Source organism: Enterobacter sp. I4 (genome assembly GCF_022669095.1).
GTDB lineage: Bacteria > Pseudomonadota > Gammaproteobacteria > Enterobacterales > Enterobacteriaceae > Enterobacter > Enterobacter pasteurii.
The window spans coordinates 546,964-567,934 of the sequence record NZ_JALBUO010000001.1; the positions used below are offsets into that span (position 1 = coordinate 546,964).

Annotated in this window: 25 protein-coding genes and 1 pseudogene; 12 read left to right on the plus strand and 14 right to left on the minus strand. The window is 59.0% G+C overall.

Annotation, left to right across the window (positions count from 1 at the left end; translation table 11 throughout):
- Window positions 1-46 precede the first annotated feature (46 nt).
- The 8 genes and pseudogenes from MOQ06_RS02555 (at window position 47) to citG (ending at window position 7,357) form a co-directional block, all read left to right on the plus strand.
- Window positions 47-1,408 (plus strand): 2-hydroxycarboxylate transporter family protein, encoded by a 1,362-nt coding sequence (locus MOQ06_RS02555; RefSeq protein ID WP_176609503.1) that lies wholly within the window; start codon window positions 47-49, stop codon window positions 1,406-1,408.
- 17 nt (window positions 1,409-1,425) lie between these two features.
- Window positions 1,426-2,289 (plus strand): fumarylacetoacetate hydrolase family protein, encoded by an 864-nt coding sequence (locus tag MOQ06_RS02560; RefSeq protein ID WP_148418499.1) that lies wholly within the window; start codon window positions 1,426-1,428, stop codon window positions 2,287-2,289.
- A gap of 13 nt (window positions 2,290-2,302) precedes the next feature.
- Complete coding sequence (gene citC, locus MOQ06_RS02565; RefSeq protein ID WP_242170560.1) at window positions 2,303-3,325, plus strand: [citrate (pro-3S)-lyase] ligase; 1,023 nt, start codon at window positions 2,303-2,305, stop codon at window positions 3,323-3,325.
- A 16-nt stretch (window positions 3,326-3,341) separates the two neighbouring features.
- Window positions 3,342-3,635: a citrate lyase acyl carrier protein gene (gene citD / locus MOQ06_RS02570; RefSeq protein ID WP_148418501.1), complete on the plus strand. Its 294-nt coding sequence runs from the start codon at window positions 3,342-3,344 to the stop codon at window positions 3,633-3,635.
- On the plus strand, window positions 3,632-4,507 hold the full coding sequence (gene citE, locus MOQ06_RS02575) for a citrate (pro-3S)-lyase subunit beta (RefSeq protein WP_242170570.1): 876 nt from the start codon (window positions 3,632-3,634) through the stop codon (window positions 4,505-4,507). Before citD ends, citE begins: the two co-directional genes overlap by 4 nt.
- Before the next feature lie 10 nt (window positions 4,508-4,517).
- Window positions 4,518-6,041 (plus strand): citrate lyase subunit alpha, encoded by a 1,524-nt coding sequence (citF, locus tag MOQ06_RS02580; protein WP_242170573.1) that lies wholly within the window; start codon window positions 4,518-4,520, stop codon window positions 6,039-6,041.
- The gene (gene citX, locus MOQ06_RS02585; protein ID WP_242170576.1) at window positions 6,038-6,577 is read left to right on the plus strand and encodes a citrate lyase holo-[acyl-carrier protein] synthase; all 540 of its coding nucleotides are present in this window, start codon (window positions 6,038-6,040) and stop codon (window positions 6,575-6,577) included. Before citF ends, citX begins: the two co-directional genes overlap by 4 nt.
- Window positions 6,555-7,357, plus strand: a pseudogene (gene citG / locus MOQ06_RS02590) (triphosphoribosyl-dephospho-CoA synthase CitG). The gene citX and the pseudogene citG overlap by 23 nt, the downstream one beginning before the upstream one ends.
- A 33-nt stretch (window positions 7,358-7,390) precedes the next feature.
- Here the strand turns inward: citG and MOQ06_RS02595 are convergent.
- The 4 genes from MOQ06_RS02595 to mutY all read right to left on the minus strand — a co-directional run bounded on the left by MOQ06_RS02595 (window position 7,391) and on the right by mutY (window position 11,417).
- The gene (locus tag MOQ06_RS02595; RefSeq protein WP_148418505.1) at window positions 7,391-8,647 is read right to left on the minus strand and encodes a nucleoside permease; all 1,257 of its coding nucleotides are present in this window, start codon (window positions 8,645-8,647) and stop codon (window positions 7,391-7,393) included.
- Between the two features lie 285 nt (window positions 8,648-8,932).
- Window positions 8,933-10,009, minus strand: a complete 1,077-nt coding sequence (gene mltC, locus MOQ06_RS02600; RefSeq protein ID WP_148418648.1) for a membrane-bound lytic murein transglycosylase MltC — start codon at window positions 10,007-10,009, stop codon at window positions 8,933-8,935.
- Between the two features lie 56 nt (window positions 10,010-10,065).
- Entirely contained in the window at window positions 10,066-10,338 is a 273-nt protein-coding gene (locus tag MOQ06_RS02605) for an oxidative damage protection protein (RefSeq protein ID WP_242170592.1), read from the minus strand.
- A gap of 26 nt (window positions 10,339-10,364) precedes the next feature.
- Complete coding sequence (gene mutY / locus MOQ06_RS02610) at window positions 10,365-11,417, minus strand: A/G-specific adenine glycosylase (protein ID WP_242170609.1); 1,053 nt, start codon at window positions 11,415-11,417, stop codon at window positions 10,365-10,367.
- A 144-nt stretch (window positions 11,418-11,561) separates the two neighbouring features.
- On the opposite strand from mutY, the gene trmB reads away from it, so the two are divergent.
- From trmB to MOQ06_RS02625, 3 genes are read left to right on the plus strand one after another with little or no spacing between them, the layout of a single operon-like run.
- Window positions 11,562-12,281, plus strand: a complete 720-nt coding sequence (gene trmB, locus MOQ06_RS02615; RefSeq protein WP_022649361.1) for a tRNA (guanosine(46)-N7)-methyltransferase TrmB — start codon at window positions 11,562-11,564, stop codon at window positions 12,279-12,281.
- A complete protein-coding gene (locus MOQ06_RS02620) occupies window positions 12,281-12,607 on the plus strand; it encodes a YggL family protein (RefSeq protein ID WP_003862421.1) in 327 nt (108 codons plus the stop codon). The genes trmB and MOQ06_RS02620 overlap by 1 nt, the downstream gene beginning before the upstream one ends.
- Before the next feature lie 56 nt (window positions 12,608-12,663).
- Entirely contained in the window at window positions 12,664-13,380 is a 717-nt protein-coding gene (locus tag MOQ06_RS02625; RefSeq protein WP_148418509.1) for a DUF2884 domain-containing protein, read from the plus strand.
- A 67-nt stretch (window positions 13,381-13,447) separates the two neighbouring features.
- On the opposite strand, the gene MOQ06_RS02630 is transcribed toward MOQ06_RS02625, so the two are convergent.
- The 6 genes from MOQ06_RS02630 to MOQ06_RS02655 are packed head-to-tail and all read right to left on the minus strand — an operon-like array spanning window position 13,448 to window position 17,187.
- Window positions 13,448-13,810: an endonuclease domain-containing protein gene (locus MOQ06_RS02630; protein ID WP_193354955.1), complete on the minus strand. Its 363-nt coding sequence runs from the start codon at window positions 13,808-13,810 to the stop codon at window positions 13,448-13,450.
- Between the two features lie 56 nt (window positions 13,811-13,866).
- Window positions 13,867-15,015: a radical SAM family heme chaperone HemW gene (hemW, locus tag MOQ06_RS02635; protein ID WP_148418511.1), complete on the minus strand. Its 1,149-nt coding sequence runs from the start codon at window positions 15,013-15,015 to the stop codon at window positions 13,867-13,869.
- Window positions 15,008-15,601, minus strand: coding sequence for an XTP/dITP diphosphatase (locus MOQ06_RS02640; protein WP_148418512.1), 594 nt, complete (start codon window positions 15,599-15,601; stop codon window positions 15,008-15,010). The genes hemW and MOQ06_RS02640 overlap by 8 nt, the downstream gene beginning before the upstream one ends.
- Before the next feature lie 3 nt (window positions 15,602-15,604).
- A complete protein-coding gene (gene yggU / locus MOQ06_RS02645) occupies window positions 15,605-15,901 on the minus strand; it encodes a DUF167 family protein YggU (protein ID WP_047364545.1) in 297 nt (98 codons plus the stop codon).
- Window positions 15,898-16,464 carry a YggT family protein gene (locus MOQ06_RS02650; RefSeq protein ID WP_148418513.1) on the minus strand — a complete coding sequence of 189 codons (567 nt, stop codon included), beginning with the start codon at window positions 16,462-16,464 and terminating at the stop codon, window positions 15,898-15,900. The genes yggU and MOQ06_RS02650 overlap by 4 nt, the downstream gene beginning before the upstream one ends.
- Before the next feature lie 21 nt (window positions 16,465-16,485).
- On the minus strand, window positions 16,486-17,187 hold the full coding sequence (locus tag MOQ06_RS02655) for a YggS family pyridoxal phosphate-dependent enzyme (RefSeq protein WP_242170613.1): 702 nt from the start codon (window positions 17,185-17,187) through the stop codon (window positions 16,486-16,488).
- A gap of 17 nt (window positions 17,188-17,204) precedes the next feature.
- Here MOQ06_RS02655 and MOQ06_RS02660 point away from each other — a divergent pair, with 17 nt between their 5' ends.
- On the plus strand, window positions 17,205-18,185 hold the full coding sequence (locus MOQ06_RS02660; RefSeq protein WP_242170616.1) for a type IV pilus twitching motility protein PilT: 981 nt from the start codon (window positions 17,205-17,207) through the stop codon (window positions 18,183-18,185).
- A 10-nt stretch (window positions 18,186-18,195) separates the two neighbouring features.
- Here the strand turns inward: MOQ06_RS02660 and ruvX are convergent, their stop codons facing one another.
- The 4 genes from ruvX to rsmE all read right to left on the minus strand — a co-directional run bounded on the left by ruvX (window position 18,196) and on the right by rsmE (window position 20,945).
- Complete coding sequence (gene ruvX, locus MOQ06_RS02665; protein ID WP_114979901.1) at window positions 18,196-18,612, minus strand: Holliday junction resolvase RuvX; 417 nt, start codon at window positions 18,610-18,612, stop codon at window positions 18,196-18,198.
- Window positions 18,612-19,172, minus strand: coding sequence for a YqgE/AlgH family protein (locus tag MOQ06_RS02670; protein ID WP_148418516.1), 561 nt, complete (start codon window positions 19,170-19,172; stop codon window positions 18,612-18,614). The genes ruvX and MOQ06_RS02670 overlap by 1 nt, the downstream gene beginning before the upstream one ends.
- A 74-nt stretch (window positions 19,173-19,246) precedes the next feature.
- On the minus strand, window positions 19,247-20,194 hold the full coding sequence (gene gshB, locus MOQ06_RS02675) for a glutathione synthase (RefSeq protein ID WP_242170619.1): 948 nt from the start codon (window positions 20,192-20,194) through the stop codon (window positions 19,247-19,249).
- A gap of 19 nt (window positions 20,195-20,213) precedes the next feature.
- Window positions 20,214-20,945: a 16S rRNA (uracil(1498)-N(3))-methyltransferase gene (gene rsmE, locus MOQ06_RS02680; RefSeq protein ID WP_242173198.1), complete on the minus strand. Its 732-nt coding sequence runs from the start codon at window positions 20,943-20,945 to the stop codon at window positions 20,214-20,216.
- Window positions 20,946-20,971: the final 26 nt, after the last annotated feature.

Below are 20,971 nucleotides of genomic sequence, written 5' to 3' on the forward strand. Positions count from 1 at the left end.
CTTTGTGACTCTAAGCTGAACGCACAAAATAACTAAGGGGCTTATTATGAGCACAACTGACGATTCATTCTCTGTTACCCACGACCCGATTGATATTCAGCGGCCAACGCTTAAAGAGCGCTGGTGGCATATTATGGATACCTGGAAAGTCGGGATTATTCCTCTGCCGCTGTTCGTGCTGGCGGGCGCGCTGATTGCGATTGATTGCCTGGGCGGAAAACTGCCGAGCGATATTGTGGTGATGGTCGCAACGCTCGCCTTCTTCGGCTTTGCCTGCGGCGAGTTCGGCAAGCGCCTGCCGATTGTCGGCAAGCTCGGCGCGGCGGCGATTTGCGCCACCTTTATCCCTTCCGCACTGGTCTATTACGGCCTGCTGCCGGACGTGGTGGTCGAGTCCACCACTAAGTTCTACAAATCCACCAACATTCTCTATCTCTACATCTGCTGCATTATTGTCGGCAGCATCATGAGCATGAACCGTACGGTGCTCATTCAGGGCTTCCTGCGCATCTTCTTCCCGATGCTGTGCGGCGAAATTGTGGGCATGGTGGTAGGGATGGGCGTCGGCCTGGCGCTGGGCCTAGAGCCGTTCCAGATCTTCTTCTTCATCATCCTGCCGATCATGGCGGGCGGCGTCGGCGAAGGGGCGATCCCGCTCTCCATCGGCTATGCCACCCTGCTGCACATGGATCAGGGCGTGGCGCTCGGCCGGGTGCTGCCGATGGTGATGCTCGGCGGCCTGACGGCAATCATTATCTCCGGCTGCCTGAACCAGCTCGGGAAACGCTACCCGCACCTGACCGGCGAAGGCCAGCTGATGCCGAACCGCGCGAACGCGGATGCCACCGTTTCTCAACCTGCGTTTTCCGGTAAAGCGGACGTCACCACTATCGCCTCCGGTGCGCTGCTGGCGGTGCTGCTGTATATGCTCGGCATGCTCGGCCACAAGCTGATTGGCCTGCCCGCGCCGGTTGGGATGCTGTTTATGGCGGTGCTGGTGAAGCTCTGCAACGGCGCCTCGCCGCGCCTGCTCGAAGGCTCCCAGGTGGTCTACAAATTCTTCCAGACATCCGTGACCTACCCAATCCTCTTTGCCGTCGGCGTGGCCATCACCCCGTGGCATGAGCTGGTCGCGGCGTTCACCGTCAGCAACCTGCTGGTGATTATCAGCACCGTTTCCGCGCTGGTGGCGACAGGCTTCTTCGTCGGCAAAAAGATCGGCATGCACCCGATTGACGTCGCCATCGTCTCCTGCTGTCAGAGCGGGCAGGGCGGTACCGGCGACGTGGCGATCCTGACCGCAGGCAACCGCATGAGCCTGATGCCCTTCGCCCAGATTGCTACCCGTATCGGCGGCGCGATTAACGTCTCTGTCTCGCTGCTGATTCTGGGCAACTTCCTCGTTTAAGTATTCAGGAAATAACAATGAAACTCGCAAGCTTTTTATATCAGGGAAAACGCAGCTACGGCATCGTTCAGGCCGACGGCGTGATTGATTTAGGCCGCCGTCTCGGCGACCGCTACGGCGACCTCAAGGCGCTGCTGCAGGGCAACGGGCTGGCGCAGGCCACCCGTTATCTGAACGACGCGGTGGACGTGCCGATGAGCGCCATCACCTTCTTGCCGGTGATCGTGCAGCCGGAAAAAATCCTCTGCGTGGGCATGAACTACGCCGACAAGCGCAAGGAGTTTGACCAGCATAACCCGGCCCCGACGCTGTTTGTCCGCTTCCCGGATTCCCAGACCGGCCATAACGAGCCGGTGCTGAAGCCGCGCCACTCCAGCGAGTTCGACTACGAAGGCGAACTGGCGGTGATCATCGGCAAGGGCGGGGAGAACATCAGCCGCGACGACGCCCTGCGCCACGTGGCGGGCTATAGCTGCTACATGGACGGCTCCGCCCGCGACTGGCAGCACACCTGGTTTACGGCCGGTAAAAACTGGCGCCAGACCGGGGCGTTTGGCCCGTGGATGGCGACGGCGGATGAGATCCCGGACCCGCACCAGCTGGCAATCCGCACCTGGCTGAACGGCCGCATGGTGCAGGAAGACAACACCAGCAGCATGATCCACAAGGTTGCTGAGCTCATCGAGTACATCAGCACCTTCACCCGCCTCAGCCCGGGCGACGTGATCATCACCGGCTCCCCCGGCGGCGTGGGTAAAAAGCGCAACCCGCCGCTGTTTATGAAGGAGGGGGATCGCATCGAGGTAGAGATTGAGCATATCGGTCACCTGAGCAACGTGATTGTGGAAGCGCCGGCCGTCGGGCTTGCGGCAGCACATTAAGTAAGGCGGCAGCATGCACTCGCAACCCATCGATTTTCGCCACACGCTGGTGGCGAAACACCCGGAGCGCTTAAGCCAGATCCGTTATCTGCTGGCAGACAGCGGCCTTGGCCTGGACAACGACATTACCCTGTTTGTCGAAGCCTGGTCCGGCCCGCAGCTGGTGGGCTGCGCAGGGCTTGCCGCCAACGTCATCAAATGCGTGGCGGTCAACGAGCAGCTGCGCGGGGAAAACCTCAGCGCGCGGCTGCTGGCAGAGGTGGAAAACGCGGCGCTGGAGCGCGGCCATTTTCACCTCTTTCTCTGCACCCGACCGTGCAACGGCGAGCGTTTTGCCCGCAGCGGCTTCTGGCCGATTGCCCGGAGCGGAAACAACGCCGTGCTGATGGAGAACACCCCGCAGGGGATCGAGCGCTACTGCCGTTCCCTGCGCGCGAAGCGCAGGTGCGGGGAGAACATTGGCGCGATAGTGATGAACGCCAATCCGTTCACCCTCGGCCACCGTCATCTGGTGGAGCAGGCGGCGACGCGGTGCGATGCGCTGCATCTGTTCGTGGTGCGTGAAGACGCGTCGTTCTTTCCGTTCAGCGCCCGCCTTGAGATGGTGCGCGCGGGCGTGGCGCATCTGCCGAACGTGGTGGTGCATGAAGGCTCGCAGTACATCATCTCCCGCGCCACCTTTCCGGCCTATTTTCTGAAGGAGACCGGCAAAGTGCAGCAGGCGTGGAGCGAGATCGACGTGCTGATCTTCCGGGACTTCATCGCGCCGGCGCTGGGCATTACCCATCGTTTTATCGGTTCAGAGCCGTTCTGCGACATCACCCGCCAGTACAACCAGACGCTGCACGACCTGCTGGCTTCGCATATTGAGGTGGTGGAGTTGCCGCGCATCAAGGCCGCCGGGAACGCCATTTCAGCCTCTGAAGTGCGCCGCTTGCTCAAGACGCAGCAGTTTTCGCGTATCCGGGAGATCGTCCCGGATTCCACCTTCGCGCACCTCGAAACGCATTACCGTGCGCGTGCGGAAGTCGCATAACTATCAGGAATTTATCATGAAAATTGTAAGGGAGGCGCTGGCCGGAACGCAGGAGTCCAGCGACCTGATGGTAAAAATCGCTCCCGCTCACGGCGAGCTGGAGATTGTCATCCACAGTGAAGTGATTAAGCAGTTTGGCGAGCAGATTCGCCAGGTGGTCAATGAAACATTGCGCGCCATGAACGTACGCCAGGGATTAATCATTATTGAAGACAAAGGGGCGCTGGACTGTGTGATCCGCGCCCGCCTGCAAAGCGCGCTTCTGCGTGCCGCCGATGAACAGGCCGTTAACTGGGAGGCGCTGAAATGAGCAAGCTCCGCCGCAGCATGCTGTTCCTGCCGGGCGCCAACGCCGCCATGCTTTCCACCGCGTTTATCTACCGTCCTGACTCCATCATGTTCGACCTGGAGGATGCCGTCGCCCTGCGCGAGAAGGATACCGCGCGCATGCTGGTGTTCCACGCGCTGCAGCACCCGATGTATCAGGATATCGAAACCGTGGTGCGCATTAACCCGCTCAGCACGCCGTTTGGCCTGCTGGATCTGGAAGCCGCCGTGCGGGCGGGCGTGGACGCGATCCGCCTGCCGAAGACCGACACTCCGGAGGATATTGACGAGCTGGAAGGCCACCTGGCGCGCATCGAGCGCGAGTGCGGCCGCGAGGTCGGCTCCACCCGCGTGATGGCGGCGATTGAATCGGCCATTGGCGTAATAAACGCCGTGGCGATTGCCCGCAGCTCCCCGCGCCTGATCGGCATCGCGCTGGCCGCCTTTGACTACGTGATGGACATGCAGACCGAGCGCGGCGACGGCACCGAGCTGTTCTACGCCCGCTGCGCCGTGCTGCACGCCGCCCGCGCCGCGGGCATTGACGCCTTCGACGTGGTCTGGTCAGACGTTAACGACGAGGCCGGATTTCTGCGCGAGGTCGACCTGATCCGCAGGATGGGCTTTAACGGCAAATCCCTCATCAACCCGCGCCAGATCGACCTGCTGCACAACGCCTACGCCCCGACGCAGGAAGAGGTGGATCACGCCAAAAGGGTGATTGAAGCGGCAGAAGAGGGCGAGCGTAACGGACTCGGCGTGGTGTCGCTCAACGGCAAAATGGTGGATGCACCGATTATTAACCACGCGCAGGTGGTGCTTGAACGCGCGGCGGCCTCCGGCGTGCGTCGGTAAGGATGACAACATGAATCAGACAGAACTTCTTCACGTGAATTTTCCCCATCTGCGGGAGTTAAAACCGTTTGATACCGCCCACAGCGCCACGCCGTGGCTGGCGGACGGTGACGCAAAGCACAATCGTAAACTCTGCGCCTCCATTGAAGAGGCGGTGGTGCGCAGCGGCCTGCGGGACGGGATGACCATCTCTTTCCACCACGCGTTTCGCGAAGGCGACCGGGTGATCAACACCGTCGTGGGGCTGCTGGCGCGGATGGGCTTTAAAAACCTGACGCTGGCATCCAGCTCGCTGATGACCTGCAACGACGCGCTGATCGAGCATATCGAAAGCGGCGTTATCACCCGGATTTATACCTCCGGGATGCGCGGCAGGCTGGCGGAGGCCATCTCCCGCGGGCTGATGGACGAGCCGGTACAAATCCACTCCCACGGCGGGCGCGTGAAGCTGCTCCAGGACGGCGAGCTGAATATCGACGTGGCGTTTCTCGGCGTGCCGTGCAGCGATGCGTTTGGCAACGCCAACGGCACGCGCGGCAAGTCGTGCTGCGGCTCGCTGGGCTACGCGATGGTGGACGCCCACTTTGCCCGTAAGGTGGTGCTGCTGACCGAAGAGCTGGTGCCGTTCCCGAACATGCCCGCCAGCCTGGCGCAGGATCGGGTGGACTACATCGTGCAGGTGGAGAGCGTAGGCGACCCGGCGAAAATCAGCGTCGGCGCGGCGCGCGTCACCAGCAACCCGCGCGAGCTGACGATCGCCCGCTATGCGGCGGACGTGATTGAACACTCGGGCTATTTCAGACCGGGCTTCTCGATGCAGACCGGCTCCGGCGCGGCGGCCACCGCCTGCACCCGCTTTATGGAAGAGAAAATGGAGCGCAGCGGCGTGAAGGCGCGCTTTGCGCTCGGCGGCATCACCGGCAGCCTGGTGGATCTGCACGAGAAGGGGCTGATCGAAAAGCTGCTGGACACCCAGTGCTTTGACGGCCAGGCGGCGGCCTCGCTGGCGCGCAACCCGAACCACGTGGAGATCTCCACTAACGTCTACGCCAACCCCGGCAGCAAGGCGGCAAGCTGCGATCAGCTCGACGTGGTGATCCTCAGCGCGCTGGAAATTGACGTCGATTTCAACGTTAACGTCATTACCGGCTCCGACGGCGTGATGCGCGGCGCGTCCGGCGGGCACTGCGACGTGGCCGCCGCGGCGAACCTGACCATCGTCGTTGCGCCGCTGCTGCGCAGCCGCATCCCGACAGTGGTGAAGCGCGTCACAACGCGCCTCACGCCGGGGGAGAGCATTGACGTGCTGGTCACCGATCACGGCATTGCGGTCAACCCGGCGCGCCCGGAGATCCGCGAGCGCCTGCTGGCGGCCGGGCTGAAGGTTGTGGATATCAACGCGCTGTACGAGCGGGCGATCTCGCTGACGGGCGTACCGAAACCGATTGAATTTACCGATAAGATCGTCGGGGTGATCCGCTACCGCGACGGCAGCATCATCGACACCGTACGGCAGGTGAAGGAGGATCTATGATTTCAGCGACGCCCGTGCGGGCGGGTGTCGGCCTGGGCGAACTGCTGGCGGCGAAGGAGCGCCGCGCGGCACGCCAGGCTGACTGGCTTGCGCGCTATCAACAGCCGGCGATCTCCCTCACGCTGGTCACGCCGGGCGCAATCAAAGACAGCCTGCGCTACCGCAACACCATGGGCGTGGCGCTGCAGATGTGCGACCAGCTGCTGTGGGAAAACCGCTGGCAGGTGCTGGATCGCCAGGTGCTGTGGCTGCCGACCGGGCCGGAAGCCCTGTGGTGCGTGGCCCATCCCGCGGCGGAGATTAAAGCGCACTGTGCAGCGCTGGAGCAGACGCACCCGCTCGGCAGGCTGTGGGATTTGGACGTCATCTGCCCGGAAAACGGCCACGTCGGGCGTCAGTCTCTGGGCGCGCACCTGCGCCGCTGCCTGATTTGCGATGAACCAGCCCACGCCTGCTCCCGCTCGCGGAATCACCCTGTGGAGCGGGTGGTTGCCCGCGTGGAGAAGATGATTGATGACTGGTTTGCTCGCGACTAAGCCGCGCCCGGCGGACGTTCCCGCGCTTGCCGAAGCGGCGCTGTGGCAGGAGCTGGAGCTGACGCCCAAGCCGGGGCTGGTGGACAGGCTCAATAACGGCTCCCATCGCGATATGGATCACGCGCTGTTTGTCCGCAGCATTGCGGCGATAGCGCCGTGGTTTATGCGTTTTGCGGAGCTGGGTAACACCCATGCAGATAAGCCCGCTGGCGAACAGCTGCGGATCCTCCGCCCGATGGGGATGGCGTGCGAGCAGGCCATGTATGCCGCAACCGGCGGGATAAACACCCACAAAGGCGGCATTTTTGCCCTCGGGCTGCTGTGCTTCGCTGCCGGACGCGTGAAGGAGGCCTGCGCCGATAGCCTCTGCCTTGAGGTAAGTAACGTCTGTCGTGGGCTGGTTTCGCGGGAGCTGGCCCGGCGCAGCGGGCAGGCGACGGCGGGGGAGCGGCAGTACCAGCGGTACGGCTTGACCGGCGCGCGCGGCGAGGCGGAGAGCGGGTTTGCGACGGTGCGCAACGCGCTGGCGCGGTGGAACGGACGGTCGCTTCACGGCCTGCTGTTACGACTGATGGCAATAAATCAGGACAGCAACCTGGTGTCGCGCGGCGGCATTGAGGGCTGGGCTACGTGCAGGCTTACGCACGGGAGCTGCTGGCTAACGGCTGGGACCGCGAGGCGTTGCGTAGAATGGATAATGCATTAATCGAACGGAATTTAAGCCCTGGAGGCAGCGCGGATTTGCTGTCAGTGGGGTGGGTACTTGCTGCAATAAAATAGCCGGGCGGCGGCTTCGCCTGCCCGGCACAACAATTAATGCGCGACTGGCTGTGCGCCGTGCGGTTCGCGTACATGCTTGTACTGGAACAGCACGATAAACGCGAAGAACAGCACCAGCGAGTACGCCGCGAAGATGAGCCACACGGGCTGCCAGTTGGTGATGCCGTTCGTGGTGTACATCTCAACCACTTTACCGCTCACCACGCCGCCCAGAATACAGCCGAAGCCGTTGGTCATCATCAGGAACATGCCCTGCGCGCTGGCGCGGATTTCAGGCTTCACCTCTTTTTCCACAAACACCGAACCGGAGATGTTGAAGAAGTCGAAGGCGCAGCCGTAAACAATCATCGACAGAACCAGCAGCACGGTGCCGAACGCGCTAGGGTCGCCGTAGGCGAACAGGCCGAAGCGCAGCATCCACGCGGCGATACTGATCAGCATAACGTTCTTGATGCCGTAACGGCTCAGGAAGAACGGGATGGTCAGGATGAACAGCGTTTCGGAGATCTGCGAGATAGACATCATCACCGAAGCGTGTTCAACGATAAAGCTTCCGGCAAACAGCGGATCGTTATCGAAGCTGTGCAGGAAGGTGTTGCCGAACATGTTGGTGATTTGCAGCTCCGCGCCCAGCAGCATGGAGAAGATAAAGAAGATCGCCATGCGCTTGTTTTTGAATAGCGCGAACGCGTCCAGGCCGAGCATGGTGCTCCAGCTCTGGTTTTTCTGCTGGTTAGACACCGGAATATGCGGCAGCGTCAGGGTAAACAGCGCCAGCAGTACGGAGAGCGCCGCACCGATATACAGCTGCATATGGCTCAGCTCGAAGCCTGCGAAGCTCACGCCCCACATTGCCATGATAAAGCCGATGGTGCCCCAGATACGGATTGGCGGGAAGTCGGTAACGATATCCAGACCGGCAGACTTCAGGCGGTAGTAGGAGATGGTGTTGATCAGCCCAAGCGTTGGCATGTACGCCAGCGAGTTAAGCAGGATCACCATAAACATCGCCCCCGGCGTCGTCACTTCGGCCGCCATGAACAGCGTCCCCGCGCCCACCAGATGGCAAAGCATGTACAGCCACTTCGCGCTTAACCACTTATCCGCCACGATACCGAGCAGCGTTGGCATGAAAACAGCCGCGATGCCCAGCGAGCTGTAGACGGCACCGATTGACGCACCATCGAACTTGAGCGTCACAAACATATAGGAGCCGAGTGTAGTCAGCCAGCTTCCCCACAGGCAGAACTGCAGAAACGACAAGATTTTAAGCTGCAGCTTAAGGTTCATGTTACTTTCCTCACAAGTGAGCGGGAGATATGTTGTTATAGGAACATTCAGGGTTGTAATTTGATGCAATTCTATCAGCTGACGGGGGCAGGTTTTGTTACCTCCCGCAAAAAAATGCAATCCATATTAATTTGCAGTCTGGATTGTGATGCAAATAGCATTTTTGTATGGGTGGGGGTTGGGTGCGGTTTGTTCCCCTCACCCTACCCTCTCCCCAAAGGGGAGAGGGTGTTCAAGTTCCCTCTCCCCTTTGGGGAGAGGGTTAGGGTGAGGGGGTGTTATTTTCTAGCGGCGACGGTAGTTCTTCTGCGCCGTATTCACCTTATACAGATAGCGGCGGGATTCCGCTGACGGGTGGCGGGTGGTGAGGGTGGTGTACACGTCCCCCGGCGCCATGCTGTTGATGATGTTCGCGGCCTGCACCTTGTCGTTCGAGAAGACGCGGAGCACGCTGCCCGCGCCGCCGTTATAGGCGGTAATAACCGCATAGCGACGTGAAGTCGGGTTATCAATCCCGCCAAGATAGACATTGTTCAGCATGGCCAGATAGGCCGTTCCGGTATCAATGTTGCTTTGCGGGTCGAACAGGTAGCTGCGGCTTGGCGTGCCGGATTTCCCCTGCGAGCGGAACACGTCTTTACCGGCGCTGTGCTGAACAACCTGCATCAGCCCCAGCGCGTCGGAACGGCTCACGGCGTAGGGGTTAAATGACGATTCGGTCTGCATAATCGCCAGGATCAGCGACTCGTCCACGCCGTACTTGCGCGATGCCTGACGCACCATGCCCAGATACTTATGCGCACGCTTGTCGAGGTGGTTTGGCACCAGGTTAATCGTGACGCTGTAGATTACCTTCAGGCCGTTGGTGCGGCTTTTCAGGCGCGTTTGCAGCAGGTAGTCGGCAAATTTCGTGGCGCGGCCTTCCCAGCGGATAGGCTGACCGGTCTGGTCCACGACCTGACCGTACAGGAACGGCTCTTTGGAAATGGTAATGTCATCGGCATCAGAGTAGAGGTCGATAGATCCCGGATCGTCGCCCATCAGCAGGGTCTTGATGATGGCCTGCCGTAAATGCGCCGCAGGTTCGGTCCCCGCGATGGTTTCAACCGTGATCGTACCGTCATCGAAGTTGATGTGGCTACGGGTCTGATAGGCGTCGGTGTACTTAACGTAGTCCTTCGGTCCGGCGATAAGAACTTCGTTAAATCCCCATATATTTTCGATGTTGTGGGCAAACTGCCCCATCAAAATGTCAAAACCGTTAGTGTCCTTAACCCAGGCTTCGTTATAGCTATCGCCCTTTTTGGAAGAACAAGACACAAGCAACGGCGCAACAAGTGCTAGCGCTAAAAGTTTTTTCATCATTCCGGGAGTGCGTGTTGTGTTTGCTGTAACGGCGGGGGTAACCCCGCACGCTGTTATTTTTCCGGCGGCGTATAGCCTTCGATGTGTACGTCTTTACCTTCGAACAGGAAGTTCACCATCTCCTGCTCCAGCAGCTTGCGGTGCTCCGGGTTCATCATGCTGAGCTTTTTCTCGTTGATCAGCATGGTCTGTTTTTGCTGCCACTGTCCCCAGGCTTCTTTAGAGATCTCGTTATAGATGCGCTTACCCAGGACGCCCGGGTAGAGCTGGAAATCCTGGCCCTCAGCGTCGCGCTGCAGGAAAGTACAAAAAATGGTTCTGGCCATACTCATTCCTCTTTGTGTTGCCGATGCTAAACTATTGCACCGACACGTAATTGCTGTAACAGGCGCTCCACGGGAGCCGCCAGCCCGACTGATGGCGGTTGCGCTAAGTTATACCAGAGAGCGGTGCCTTCATCCATGCACGAGGTGAATGAGGACACGGGAAGCCACATAGGCACAATATCCAGATGGAAATGGCTAAAGGTATGGCGGAACGCGTTCAGCTGCGTCAGCGTATCGGCGGCAATGCCGCGTTGCTTAAGCCATTCCCGAAGCGAGGCTTCATCCTCAAACTGTGGGAAGCAGTATAGACCACCCCACAGGCCACTCGGTGGACGCTGCGCAAGGAACACCTCATCGCCGTGCTGCATCAGCAGCATATACCCGGTGCGCTCCGGCAGCGTCTGCTTCGGTTTTTTCCCCGGATACTGCGCCCATGACTGGTTGGCGTAGGCGACGCAGAGGTTATTTACCGGACAGAGTTCGCACTTCGGTTTTGAACGGGTGCAGACCATCGCGCCCAGATCCATCATCGCCTGGTTAAAACGCTCCACGCCTTTCGCCGGGGTGACCGCTTCAGCGATCTCCCACAGGCGCTTTTCAACGTCCTTCTTGCCCGGCCAGCCGTCAACGGCGTAACAGCGGGCGAGCACGCGCTTCACGTTGCCGTCGAGGATCGGGAAATGCTTGCCTAACGATAGCGAGAGAATAGCGCCCGCGGTTGAGCGCCCAACGCCGGGTAAATCCGCCACCTCGTCAAAGGTCTCCGGAAATTTACCGTTGTGCCGCGTGGCCACCTGCTGGGCGGCTTTGTGCAGATTACGCGCGCGGGCATAGTAGCCGAGCCCGGTCCACAGGTGCAGCACTTCGTCCAGAGGGGCGTTTGCCAGGTCGGTCACCGTCGGGAAGCGCGCCATAAAACGCTCGAAGTAAGGGATCACGGTGGTGACCTGCGTTTGTTGCAACATCACCTCGGAGAGCCATACTTTGTAAGGCGTTTTTTCAATTTGCCAGGGCAGGGTTTTACGCCCGTATTTGTCGTACCAGTCCAGCACCTGGGCTGAAAATTGAGAGGCTTGCATGGTCATCGATTCGCATAATCAGGGACGCAGATTGCAGCACAGCGTCAATCTGCTGTAAACCGGATCTTTCCCATGCTTGCATAGAAGCCTTAACTTTGGATAATGCCCGTTTCCCGAACACTCTCACAAGCAGACAACTCTTTTATGAAAAACGACGTCATTTCACCGGAATTTGATGAAAACGGTCGCCCGCTGCGCCGTATTCGCAGCTTTGTCCGCCGTCAGGGCCGCCTGACTAAAGGGCAGCAACACGCGCTGGACAACTACTGGCCGGTGATGGGCGTTGAGTTCAGCGAGCAGCCTCTCGACTTTACCGAACTGTTTGGCCGCGATGCGCCCGTCACCCTGGAGATCGGTTTTGGCATGGGCACGTCGCTGGTGACCATGGCGAAAGCGCGCCCGGAACAGAACTTCCTCGGCATTGAGGTGCACTCGCCGGGCGTCGGCGCCTGTCTGGCTACGGCCCATGAAGAGGGCGTTGAGAACCTGCGCGTAATGTGTCACGACGCGGTGGAAGTGCTGCACAAAATGATTCCTGACAATTCTTTGAACATGGTTCAGCTCTTTTTCCCTGACCCGTGGCACAAAGCGCGTCATAATAAACGCCGTATCGTTCAGGCACCGTTTGCCGAGCTGGTGAAAAGTAAGCTGAAGCTGGGCGGCGTCTTCCACATGGCGACCGACTGGGAACCTTATGCGGAACATATGCTGGAAGTGATGTCGTCTCTGGACGGGTATAAAAACCAGTCTGAAAGCAACGACTACGTACCGCGTCCGGATTCACGTCCGGTGACAAAATTTGAACAGCGTGGCCATCGTCTTGGTCACGGCGTATGGGACTTAATGTTCGAGAGGGTGAAATAATGGCAAAGAATCGTAGCCGTCGTCTGCGTAAAAAGATGCACATCGAAGAATTCCAGGAAGTAGGTTTCTCCGTTGCCTGGCGCTTCCCGGAAGGCACCAGCGTCGAACAGATCGACCAGGACGTTGATGCGTTCATCAACGAGGTGATCGAGCCAAACAAGCTGGCCTTCGACGGTAGCGGCTATCTGGCGTGGGAAGGTCTGATCTGCACCCAGGAAGTGGGGAAATGCACCGAAGAACATCAGGCGCTGGTACGCAAATGGCTTGAAGACCACAAGCTGGAAGATGTTCGCGTCAGCGAACTTTTCGACGTTTGGTGGGACTAATAAAGAAGTCAGGGGCCAGCATTAGCTGGCCCATTTTGTCTGAGGGAGTGTTAAAGATGCGCAAAACGTTGCTGGCTGTTGCTTTACTGGCAATCGGTTCCACCGCCCATGCGGAGTATAAATGTAGCGTCACCCCGCGTGACGACGTGGTGTTAAGCCCGCAAACCGTGCAGGTTAAAGGCGAGAACGGCAATCTGGTGATTACGCCGGAGGGTAACGTCACCTTTAACGGCAAGCCGCAAAACCTGACGGCCGCCCAGCGTGAACAGGCGAAGGATTATCAGGCCGAGCTGCGTACCGCGCTGCCGTGGATCAACGACGGCGCGCTGACCCGCGTTGAGAAGGGGCGCGTGGCGCTGGATAAAATCATCACCAAAGAGGTGGGAGAAAGCAGCAATATGCGCACCCGCCTGACGAAGCTGGATAAGCAGCTGAAAGAGCAGATGAACCGAATTATCGAGACCCGCTCCGACGGCCTGACGTTCCACTATAAGGCAATCGACCAGGTGCGCGCCGACGGCCAGCAGCTGGTGAACCAGGCGATGGGCGGCATTCTCCAGGACAGCATTAACGAGATGGGCGCCAAAGCGGTGCTGAAAGGCGGCGGTAACCCTTTGCAGGGCGTGCTGGGCAGCCTGGGCGGACTGCAAACCTCGATTCAGAACGAGTGGAAGAATCAGGAAGCCGATTTCCAGCAGTTCGGCAAAGACGTGTGTAAACGCGTGGTGTCGCTGGAAGATAGCAGAAAGGCGCTGGTGGGGACGCTGAAGTAATTAACTTAACCCCTCACCCTAACCCTCTCCCCAAAGGGGCGAGGGAATAGTTTGCTCCCTCTCCCTTTCAGGGAGAGGGCCGGGGTGAGGGTTGCAGCGCCTGCAGCGTTTCAAGGATCTTTTCTAGCACCGCCTCTTCATTATTCCAAAGTTCATTGTTCCAGAATCGAATGACGTGCCAGCCCTTTTGGTTTAACCACAACGTCCTTTGACGATCGTATTCCTGATTTTCATCATGCTGTCCGCCGTCCAGTTCAATAGCCAGACGAGCCGCGCAGCAGGCGAAATCGAGAATATAGTTGCCTGCCGGATGTTGTCGGCGAAATTTATAATTTTCGAAACGGCGGCTGCGCAGTAAATACCAAAGCCGTCTTTCTTCCTGTGTGAGCTCGCGTCTGAGCTGCTTTGCGTATGAACGTATAATTTCCATCCCCACACTCTGCCAGCCTTTCCCTCAGCCGACAGAACGGGATGCAAAATCCTGAATCAGCCTTCAGATTCTTCGGCGAGGAACAGCTCAAGAAGGGAGTTTAAGAACAGCTTGCCGTGCTCGGTGATCTGCCAGTATTCCTCACATTCCGTGAGATACCCCTGCGCCAGCGCCTCGTCAATCTGCGGGCGAATCACCGATTCCGGCAGTCCGGTATAGCGCGCAAACTCTTTCCGCGGTGCGGCTTCCAGCAGGCGGAAGCGGTTCATAAAGAACTCAAACGGCTTGTCCGCCGCCTCGACGTCGTGCTGACGTTCGAGATAACGACCTTCCATATACCCGCGCGGATGGCGCGTTTTGGCGGTGCGCAGTATTCGCCCGTCCGGGAAGGTCACTTTGCCGTGCGCGCCGCAGCCAATCCCCAGATAGTCGCCAAATCGCCAGTAGTTCAGGTTGTGCTGACACTGATATCCCGGCTTCGCATAGGCAGACGTTTCATATTGCTCATAGCCCGCAGCGGTTAACAGCCGGTGGCCCTGCTCGAAGATATCCCACAGCGCGTCGTCGTCCGGCAGCACCGGAGGACGGGAACCAAACAGGGTGTTCGGCTCAATGGTCAGCTGATACCACGACAGATGCGGCGGCGCCAGCGCAATCGCCTGGCGCAAATCGTCCAGCGCCTCTTCCAGCGACTGATCTGGCAGGCCGTGCATCAGATCGAGGTTAAAGCTGCGCAGGCCAAGCCCTGTCGCCAGGTTTGCCGCGCGCTTCGCCTCTTCCGGGCCGTGAATGCGCCCCAGGCGCTTCAGCTTTGGCTCGCTAAAGCTCTGCACGCCGATGGAGATACGGTTCACGCCAGCGCGCTGATACTCGACAAAACGGTCGGCCTCAACGGTGCCGGGGTTGGCTTCCATCGTAATTTCAGCATCCGCTGCCAGATTCAGGCGCGACCGCACGCCGTCCAGCAGCGTCTGCATCGCCGGGCCTGAAAGCAGGCTCGGCGTACCGCCACCAATAAAAATGGTCTTTACTTCACGTCCCTGCGCGTACGGTACATCGGCATCCAGGTCGGCCAGCAGATGGGCAACGTAGTCATCATGCGGCACTTCGCCCTTCAGCGCGTGCGAGTTGAAATCGCAGTAAGGACATTTCTGCACGCACCACGGGATATGAATATAGAGACTCAGAGGCGGCAAATTAGCCATTACGCAGTGCTTCCAGTAACAGTTTCAGGGCGCGTCCACGGTGGGAAATCGCGCTTTTCTCTTCGCGGGTCAGTTCCGCAGCGGTTTTGCCCTCTGTGGGGACAAAGAAAATCGGGTCGTAGCCAAAGCCGCCGCTGCCTGCCGCCTCACGGGTGATCACGCCCGGCCAGCTGCCGTGACAGACGATCGGCGTTGGATCTTCCGCGTGACGCATGTAGACCAGCACGCAGTGGAACTGCGCGGTACGCTGTTCGTCAGGCACGTCCTTCAGGGCAACGAGCAGCTTTTCCAGGTTTTGCCGATCGGTGGCGTCCACGCCGGAGTAGCGGGCGGAGTAAATGCCCGGCGCACCGCCCAGAAAATCCACGGCCAGGCCGGAGTCATCGGCAATGGCAGGCAGCCCCGTGATTTGCGCGGCGTGGCGCGCTTTCAGAATGGCGTTTTCGATAAACGTCAGGCCCGTCTCTTCGGCGGAATCGACGCCCAGCTCGGTCTGAGCCACCACGTCCAGCCCAAAATCATTTAATAGCGAGGCCAGCTCGCGCACTTTACCGGCGTTACCGGTGGCGAGAACAACTTTCTGCATGGTTTAGTCCTGTTCTGTCAGAGCCGCGACTTCCGTCGGGATAGATTGCGGATTGAGGATTTTTACCTGTTTATGCCGCCCAAGTTCACCTTTTTCAATGATGACCTGGCTTTTAGCAACGCGAAACTGTTTAGCCAGATATTTGGTCAGATGCGCATTCGCCTGACCGTCTACCGGCGGGGCGGTGATGGCGACCTTTAACTCGTCGCCATGCAGCCCCACAATGCTGTCGCGGCTGGCTTTCGGCTGAATGTACAGCCGTAAGACCAGCCCGTCTGTGCAGGTGCTTACCGCACTCATAACGCCATCCACAGCCCCGGCAGCAGCATATTGCCCGTTGCCTGCAGCAGCTCCGCAATGCCCATATTGAGCACGTACAGCAGCAGCACGAGAAGCATCGGCGAGAAGTCGATACCGCCCATCGCCGGCAGCAGACTACGAATCGGACGCAGCAGCGGTTCAGTGAGCTGAATCAGCGCGTATTCCACAGGGCTGCGGCCCCGGCTCACCCAGCTCATGATTGCCATGACCAGCAGGACCCAGAAGATCAGCAGGCCGACGGTTTTCACGAGGATCAGGACGGCAGAAATCCAGATAATCGGCTGGAAGGTAATGACCATAAACAGCACGATCGCTTTGATAACGCTCAGAATAAACGCCATCAGCAGAGATGAGCTGTCAATCGGCCCCATTGCCGGAATAACGCGGCGAAGCGGCCCCACAACAGGCTGCGTAATTTTCACGATAAATTGTGAGAACGGGTTGTAAAAATCACAGCGGGCCCACTGCATCCAGACGCGCAGTAACAGCGCCATCGTGTACAGCTCAATCACCGTTGAGAGCAGGAAAGTCAACGTCTTCATGGCGTTCCTCAGTTTTCCTTATTATTGGGTGTAATCGCGCGCACCGAAAATTGCCGTGCCGATGCGCACCATGGTACTGCCTGCCGCGATGGCGGCTTCCATATCGTCCGACATGCCCAGAGAAAGCGTGTCTACCGTGTCATAGCGCGCTTTAAGCGCCTCAAATGCTACAGCCATTTGCTGTGCCACGGCAAACTGCCTTTCATAACTTGACTCTGGCGCCGGAATTGCCATCAGCCCGCGCAGGGTCAGGCGCGGCAGCGCCGCCACCTCAGCCGCCAGCGCATTCAGCTCGCTCAGCGCAATGCCGGACTTGCTGTTTTCATCACTGATATTGATTTGAATCAGCACGTTAAGCGCGGGCAGCTCCGCCGGACGCTGGTCGTTCAGACGGGTAGCAATGCGCAGACGATCGAGGGTGTGGCACCAGTCGAAGTGCTCTGCCACCAGACGGCTTTTGTTCGACTGTAGCGGACCGATAAAGTGCCATTGCAGGTCCGTATTACCCTGTTCCCGGAAATAGCGAATTTTATCCACGCCTTCCTGCACGTAGTTTTCGCCAAACGCGCGATGGCCGGCGGCAATCGCTTCTGCGATGGCGCTCGCAGGCTTGGTTTTGCTGACTGCAAGCAAGGTAATTTCTTCTGAAGCACGGCCGCAACGCGTTGCAGCGGCTGAGATTTTGTCCCGGACCTGTGCCAGGTTATGCGCAATGTCGTTCATTTTCCGAGGAGTAGTCTATGGATGTGGAAGAAATTGTGGCCCTTAGTGTAAAGCATAACGTCTCCGATCTACACCTGTGCAGTGATTCGCCGCCGCGCTGGCGCAGAGCGGGGCGCCTTGAACCCGCGCCGTTTCCGCCCCCGGACGTGGAGGCGTTATTGAAAGCGTGGCTCAACGACGAGCAGCAGGGCGCATGGTGGGCGAGTGGGCAGGTGGATTTTGCCGTTACCGTTGCGGGCAATCAGCGTCTGCGCGGCAGCGCGTTCAGGCATATGCAGGGCGTTTCGATCGCGCTGCGGCTGTTGCCGCTGGCGTGCCCGCAGCTCTGCACGTTAGGCGTGCCGCGAGCGATCCCGGCGTTACTGTGCAATGACGATGGTCTGATTCTGGTCACCGGCGCAACCGGCAGCGGGAAGTCAACGACGCTTGCAGCGATGGTCGATTTTCTCAATCACCATACGGACGGCCATATTCTTACCCTGGAAGATCCGGTGGAGTTCAGGTACCAGAGCGAACGCTGTTTGATCCAGCAGCGGGAGATAGGCCAGCACAGCCCGTCCTTTGCCGAGGCGCTGCGCAGCGCGCTGCGTGAAGATCCTGATGTCATTTTGCTTGGCGAGCTGCGCGACAGCGAAACTATCCGCCTGGCGCTGACGGCGGCTGAGACCGGGCATCTGGTGTTAGCCACGCTGCATACGCGCGGTGCGGCGCAGGCAATTGAGCGCCTGGTGGATATCTTCCCGGCGCAGGAGAAAGATCCGGTGCGTAATCAGCTGGCGGGAAGCCTGCGTGCGGTGCTGGCTCAGAAGCTGCGTCAGGACGTTCAGGGCGGGCGCGTGGCGCTGTATGAGCTTCTGGTGAATACCCCGGCGGCGGCAAACCTGATCCGCGAAGGCAAAACGTGGCAACTGCCGGGCATTATTCAAACCGGACAGCAGGCGGGTATGCAGAACTTTGAGCAGAGCCTGGCGGAGCGACGGGCGCAGGGGCGGCTGTAGGCCCCGGCGCTCAGTAACCCTGTTCGAAATAGCTTTCGAGGATGATGACGGCAGAGGCCGAATCAACGCTGCCTTTGTTCAGCGCCCGGAAACCGCCGTGCTCGAACAGGCCAGCACGCGCTTCGACGGTGCTCAGGCGTTCGTCGTGCAGCTTTACGGAGACGCCGAAGCGGCCATGAATTTTATTCGCGAACTTGCGCGCGCGCGCGGTGAGCGGCTGCTCGGTGCCGTCCATGTTCAGCGGTAGCCCAACAATCACGTCGTCCGGCTGCCACTCCTTGAGCAGGCGCTCAATGAGGTTCCAGTCCGGCGTGCCGTCGTTGGCCTTCAGCGCCGCGAGCGGGCGAGCCGTACCGGTGATGCGTTGACCAACGGCGACGCCAATGCTTTTGGTTCCGAAGTCGAAAGCAAGAAGGGTGCCGCTCATTACGCGTGCCCCGCAACGCCAGGCATGGTCAGAATATCAATGCCAATCAGCTTTGCCGCGTCACGCCAGCGATCGGCGATAGGGGTTTTAAACAGGATGTTCATATCCGCAGGGGCCGTCAGCCAGGCGTTGTCCAGAATCTCTTGTTCCAGCTGGCCCTTTTCCCAGGAGGCATAGCCGAGCGCGACCAGCACTTCAGAAGGCTGCTTTGCGGTACCCAGCGTTTCGAGCACGTCGCGGGAGGTGGTGACAACGGTGTTATCGGAGATACGAATGCTGGATGAGAAAACCGGCGGAGTGTGAAGGATAAAGCCACGATCTTCTGCAAGCGGGCCGCCCAGCATCACCGGTTTATCGAGACGGATTTCCGGCAGACGATCTTCAGCGGTGATTTTCAGCTTGTCCAGGATCCCCTCAACCTGCAGGTTTTCCAGCGGTTTATTGATGATAATCCCCATCGCGCCGTCTTCATTGTATTCACAAATATAAACAACGGCGCGGCGGAAAATCGGATCCTGGAGAGCAGGCATGGCAATAAGAAAGTGATGCTGTAAATTCATTGTCAGAGGTACTGTTTCCTGGTTTAAAAAGCGACAGCGCCCAGTATGGGGATAAACACAGGCGCTGTCACAGGTTATTTCTGTAAACGTTTTTCGATAGCGTCCATCAGCATTCCGGTGATCGAGATCGGGAATTCCGCTTCGATTTCACGAATGCAGGTCGGGCTGGTGACGTTCACTTCGGTCAGGCGATCGCCGATGATATCGAGGCCAACGAAGATCAGGCCTTTAGCTTTCAGCGTAGGGCCGACGCGGCGGGCAATTTCCCAGTCGCTTTCGCTCAACGGACGCGGTTCGCCGCGACCGCCGGCCGCCAGGTTGCCGCGGGTTTCGCCGCCCTGCGGGATACGCGCCAGGCAGTAAGGCACCGGCTCGCCATCTACCACCAGCACGCGTTTGTCACCGTCTTTAATGGCCGGCAGATAGTTCTGCGCCATGCAGTAGCGGGTACCCAGCTCGGTCAGCGTTTCGGCAATGACGCCGATGTTCGGATCGCCTTCCTTCACGCGGAAGATAGACGCGCCGCCCATGCCGTCCAGCGGCTTCATGATGATATCGCCGTGCTTCTGCCAGAACTCTTTCAGCTGCGCCTTGCTGCGGGTCACCAGCGTTTCCGGCGTCAGGTCAGAGAACCAGGCGGTGTAGAGCTTCTCGTTACAGTCGCGCAGGCTTTGCGGCTTGTTGACGATCAGCGTCCCTTTCTCCTCGGCGCGCTCAAGGATATAGGTGGAGTAAATGTATTCCGTGTCGAACGGCGGATCTTTACGCATCAGGATGACGTTGAGATCGGCAAGGGCAATATCCTGCTCGGTGCCAAACTCGTACCACTTGTCGTAGTTCTGCTCGACGTTAACGATGCGCGCGCGCGCGCGGGCTTCACCGTTGATCAGATAAAGATCGTTCATCTCCATATAGTGGAGTTCATAGCCGCGACGCTGCGCTTCCAGCAGCATGGCGAAGCTGGAATCTTTCTTGATGTTAATGTTTGCGATGGGGTCCATCACGATGCCGAGCTTGATCATCTTCTTCTCCGTTAATGGGTCAACCCAGATCGCCAAACCGTACCTGTAGCGCGGTAATGGCTGTGAGTGCCGTTGTCTCAGTGCGCAGAACGCGAGGTCCCAACAGAATATCAGTAAACTGGTAACGCCCCGTCATGGCAATTTCGTCAGCCGACAGGCCGCCTTCCGGGCCAATCAGCAGGCGTACGTGCTCAACGGGCAGCGGCAGCGTGTTGATGCTGGCGCTGGCGCGCGGGTGAAGATTAAGCTTAAGCCCGCGTTCCTCTTCTGCACACCAGTCCTCCAGATCCATCGCCGGGCGGATCTCCGGGATACGGTTGCGGCCGCTCTGTTCGCAGGCCGCAATGGCAATTTTCTGCCACTGCTGGATCTTCTTATTCAGACGTTCCGCATCCAGTTTAACGCCGCAGCGCTCAGAAAAAAGTGGCGTAATGAGGCTTACACCCAGTTCAATGGATTTCTGAATGGTGAACTCCATCTTTTCCCCGCGCGACATCACCTGACCCAGATGAATATGAAGGGGGGATTCACGGTCGTCCACTTCGCCACGCAGCACCTTGACGTGCACGCTTTTTTTGTCGGCGCGCGTAATTTCAGCGTCGAAAACCTGATTTGAGCCGTCGAACAGCTGGAGCGCCTGGCCGGCACCCATGCGCAGCACGCGGCCTACGTGGTGTGCTGCGTCGTCAGACAGGGTGATTTCGCCGCCGGCGGTAATCAGTTCAGGATGGTAAATGCGGGGGATGCGCATAGTCAGAAATTCCATGTGTCATGCGA

What these genes read in the sequence shown, in the direction of transcription:
- MOQ06_RS02555 (WP_176609503.1), top strand. Translation starts at nt 47, where the DNA reads ATGAGCACAACTGACGATTCATTCTCTGTTACCCACGACCCGATTGAT.
- MOQ06_RS02560 (WP_148418499.1), top strand. Translation starts at nt 1,426, where the DNA reads ATGAAACTCGCAAGCTTTTTATATCAGGGAAAACGCAGCTACGGCATC.
- citC (WP_242170560.1), top strand. Translation starts at nt 2,303, where the DNA reads ATGCACTCGCAACCCATCGATTTTCGCCACACGCTGGTGGCGAAACAC.
- citD (WP_148418501.1), top strand. Translation starts at nt 3,342, where the DNA reads ATGAAAATTGTAAGGGAGGCGCTGGCCGGAACGCAGGAGTCCAGCGAC.
- citE (WP_242170570.1), top strand. Translation starts at nt 3,632, where the DNA reads ATGAGCAAGCTCCGCCGCAGCATGCTGTTCCTGCCGGGCGCCAACGCC.
- citF (WP_242170573.1), top strand. Translation starts at nt 4,518, where the DNA reads ATGAATCAGACAGAACTTCTTCACGTGAATTTTCCCCATCTGCGGGAG.
- citX (WP_242170576.1), top strand. Translation starts at nt 6,038, where the DNA reads ATGATTTCAGCGACGCCCGTGCGGGCGGGTGTCGGCCTGGGCGAACTG.
- MOQ06_RS02595 (WP_148418505.1), bottom strand. Translation starts at nt 8,647, where the DNA reads ATGAACCTTAAGCTGCAGCTTAAAATCTTGTCGTTTCTGCAGTTCTGC.
- mltC (WP_148418648.1), bottom strand. Translation starts at nt 10,009, where the DNA reads ATGAAAAAACTTTTAGCGCTAGCACTTGTTGCGCCGTTGCTTGTGTCT.
- MOQ06_RS02605 (WP_242170592.1), bottom strand. Translation starts at nt 10,338, where the DNA reads ATGGCCAGAACCATTTTTTGTACTTTCCTGCAGCGCGACGCTGAGGGC.
- mutY (WP_242170609.1), bottom strand. Translation starts at nt 11,417, where the DNA reads ATGCAAGCCTCTCAATTTTCAGCCCAGGTGCTGGACTGGTACGACAAA.
- trmB (WP_022649361.1), top strand. Translation starts at nt 11,562, where the DNA reads ATGAAAAACGACGTCATTTCACCGGAATTTGATGAAAACGGTCGCCCG.
- MOQ06_RS02620 (WP_003862421.1), top strand. Translation starts at nt 12,281, where the DNA reads ATGGCAAAGAATCGTAGCCGTCGTCTGCGTAAAAAGATGCACATCGAA.
- MOQ06_RS02625 (WP_148418509.1), top strand. Translation starts at nt 12,664, where the DNA reads ATGCGCAAAACGTTGCTGGCTGTTGCTTTACTGGCAATCGGTTCCACC.
- MOQ06_RS02630 (WP_193354955.1), bottom strand. Translation starts at nt 13,810, where the DNA reads ATGGAAATTATACGTTCATACGCAAAGCAGCTCAGACGCGAGCTCACA.
- hemW (WP_148418511.1), bottom strand. Translation starts at nt 15,015, where the DNA reads ATGGCTAATTTGCCGCCTCTGAGTCTCTATATTCATATCCCGTGGTGC.
- MOQ06_RS02640 (WP_148418512.1), bottom strand. Translation starts at nt 15,601, where the DNA reads ATGCAGAAAGTTGTTCTCGCCACCGGTAACGCCGGTAAAGTGCGCGAG.
- yggU (WP_047364545.1), bottom strand. Translation starts at nt 15,901, where the DNA reads ATGAGTGCGGTAAGCACCTGCACAGACGGGCTGGTCTTACGGCTGTAC.
- MOQ06_RS02650 (WP_148418513.1), bottom strand. Translation starts at nt 16,464, where the DNA reads ATGAAGACGTTGACTTTCCTGCTCTCAACGGTGATTGAGCTGTACACG.
- MOQ06_RS02655 (WP_242170613.1), bottom strand. Translation starts at nt 17,187, where the DNA reads ATGAACGACATTGCGCATAACCTGGCACAGGTCCGGGACAAAATCTCA.
- MOQ06_RS02660 (WP_242170616.1), top strand. Translation starts at nt 17,205, where the DNA reads ATGGATGTGGAAGAAATTGTGGCCCTTAGTGTAAAGCATAACGTCTCC.
- ruvX (WP_114979901.1), bottom strand. Translation starts at nt 18,612, where the DNA reads ATGAGCGGCACCCTTCTTGCTTTCGACTTCGGAACCAAAAGCATTGGC.
- MOQ06_RS02670 (WP_148418516.1), bottom strand. Translation starts at nt 19,172, where the DNA reads ATGAATTTACAGCATCACTTTCTTATTGCCATGCCTGCTCTCCAGGAT.
- gshB (WP_242170619.1), bottom strand. Translation starts at nt 20,194, where the DNA reads ATGATCAAGCTCGGCATCGTGATGGACCCCATCGCAAACATTAACATC.
- rsmE (WP_242173198.1), bottom strand. Translation starts at nt 20,945, where the DNA reads ATGCGCATCCCCCGCATTTACCATCCTGAACTGATTACCGCCGGCGGC.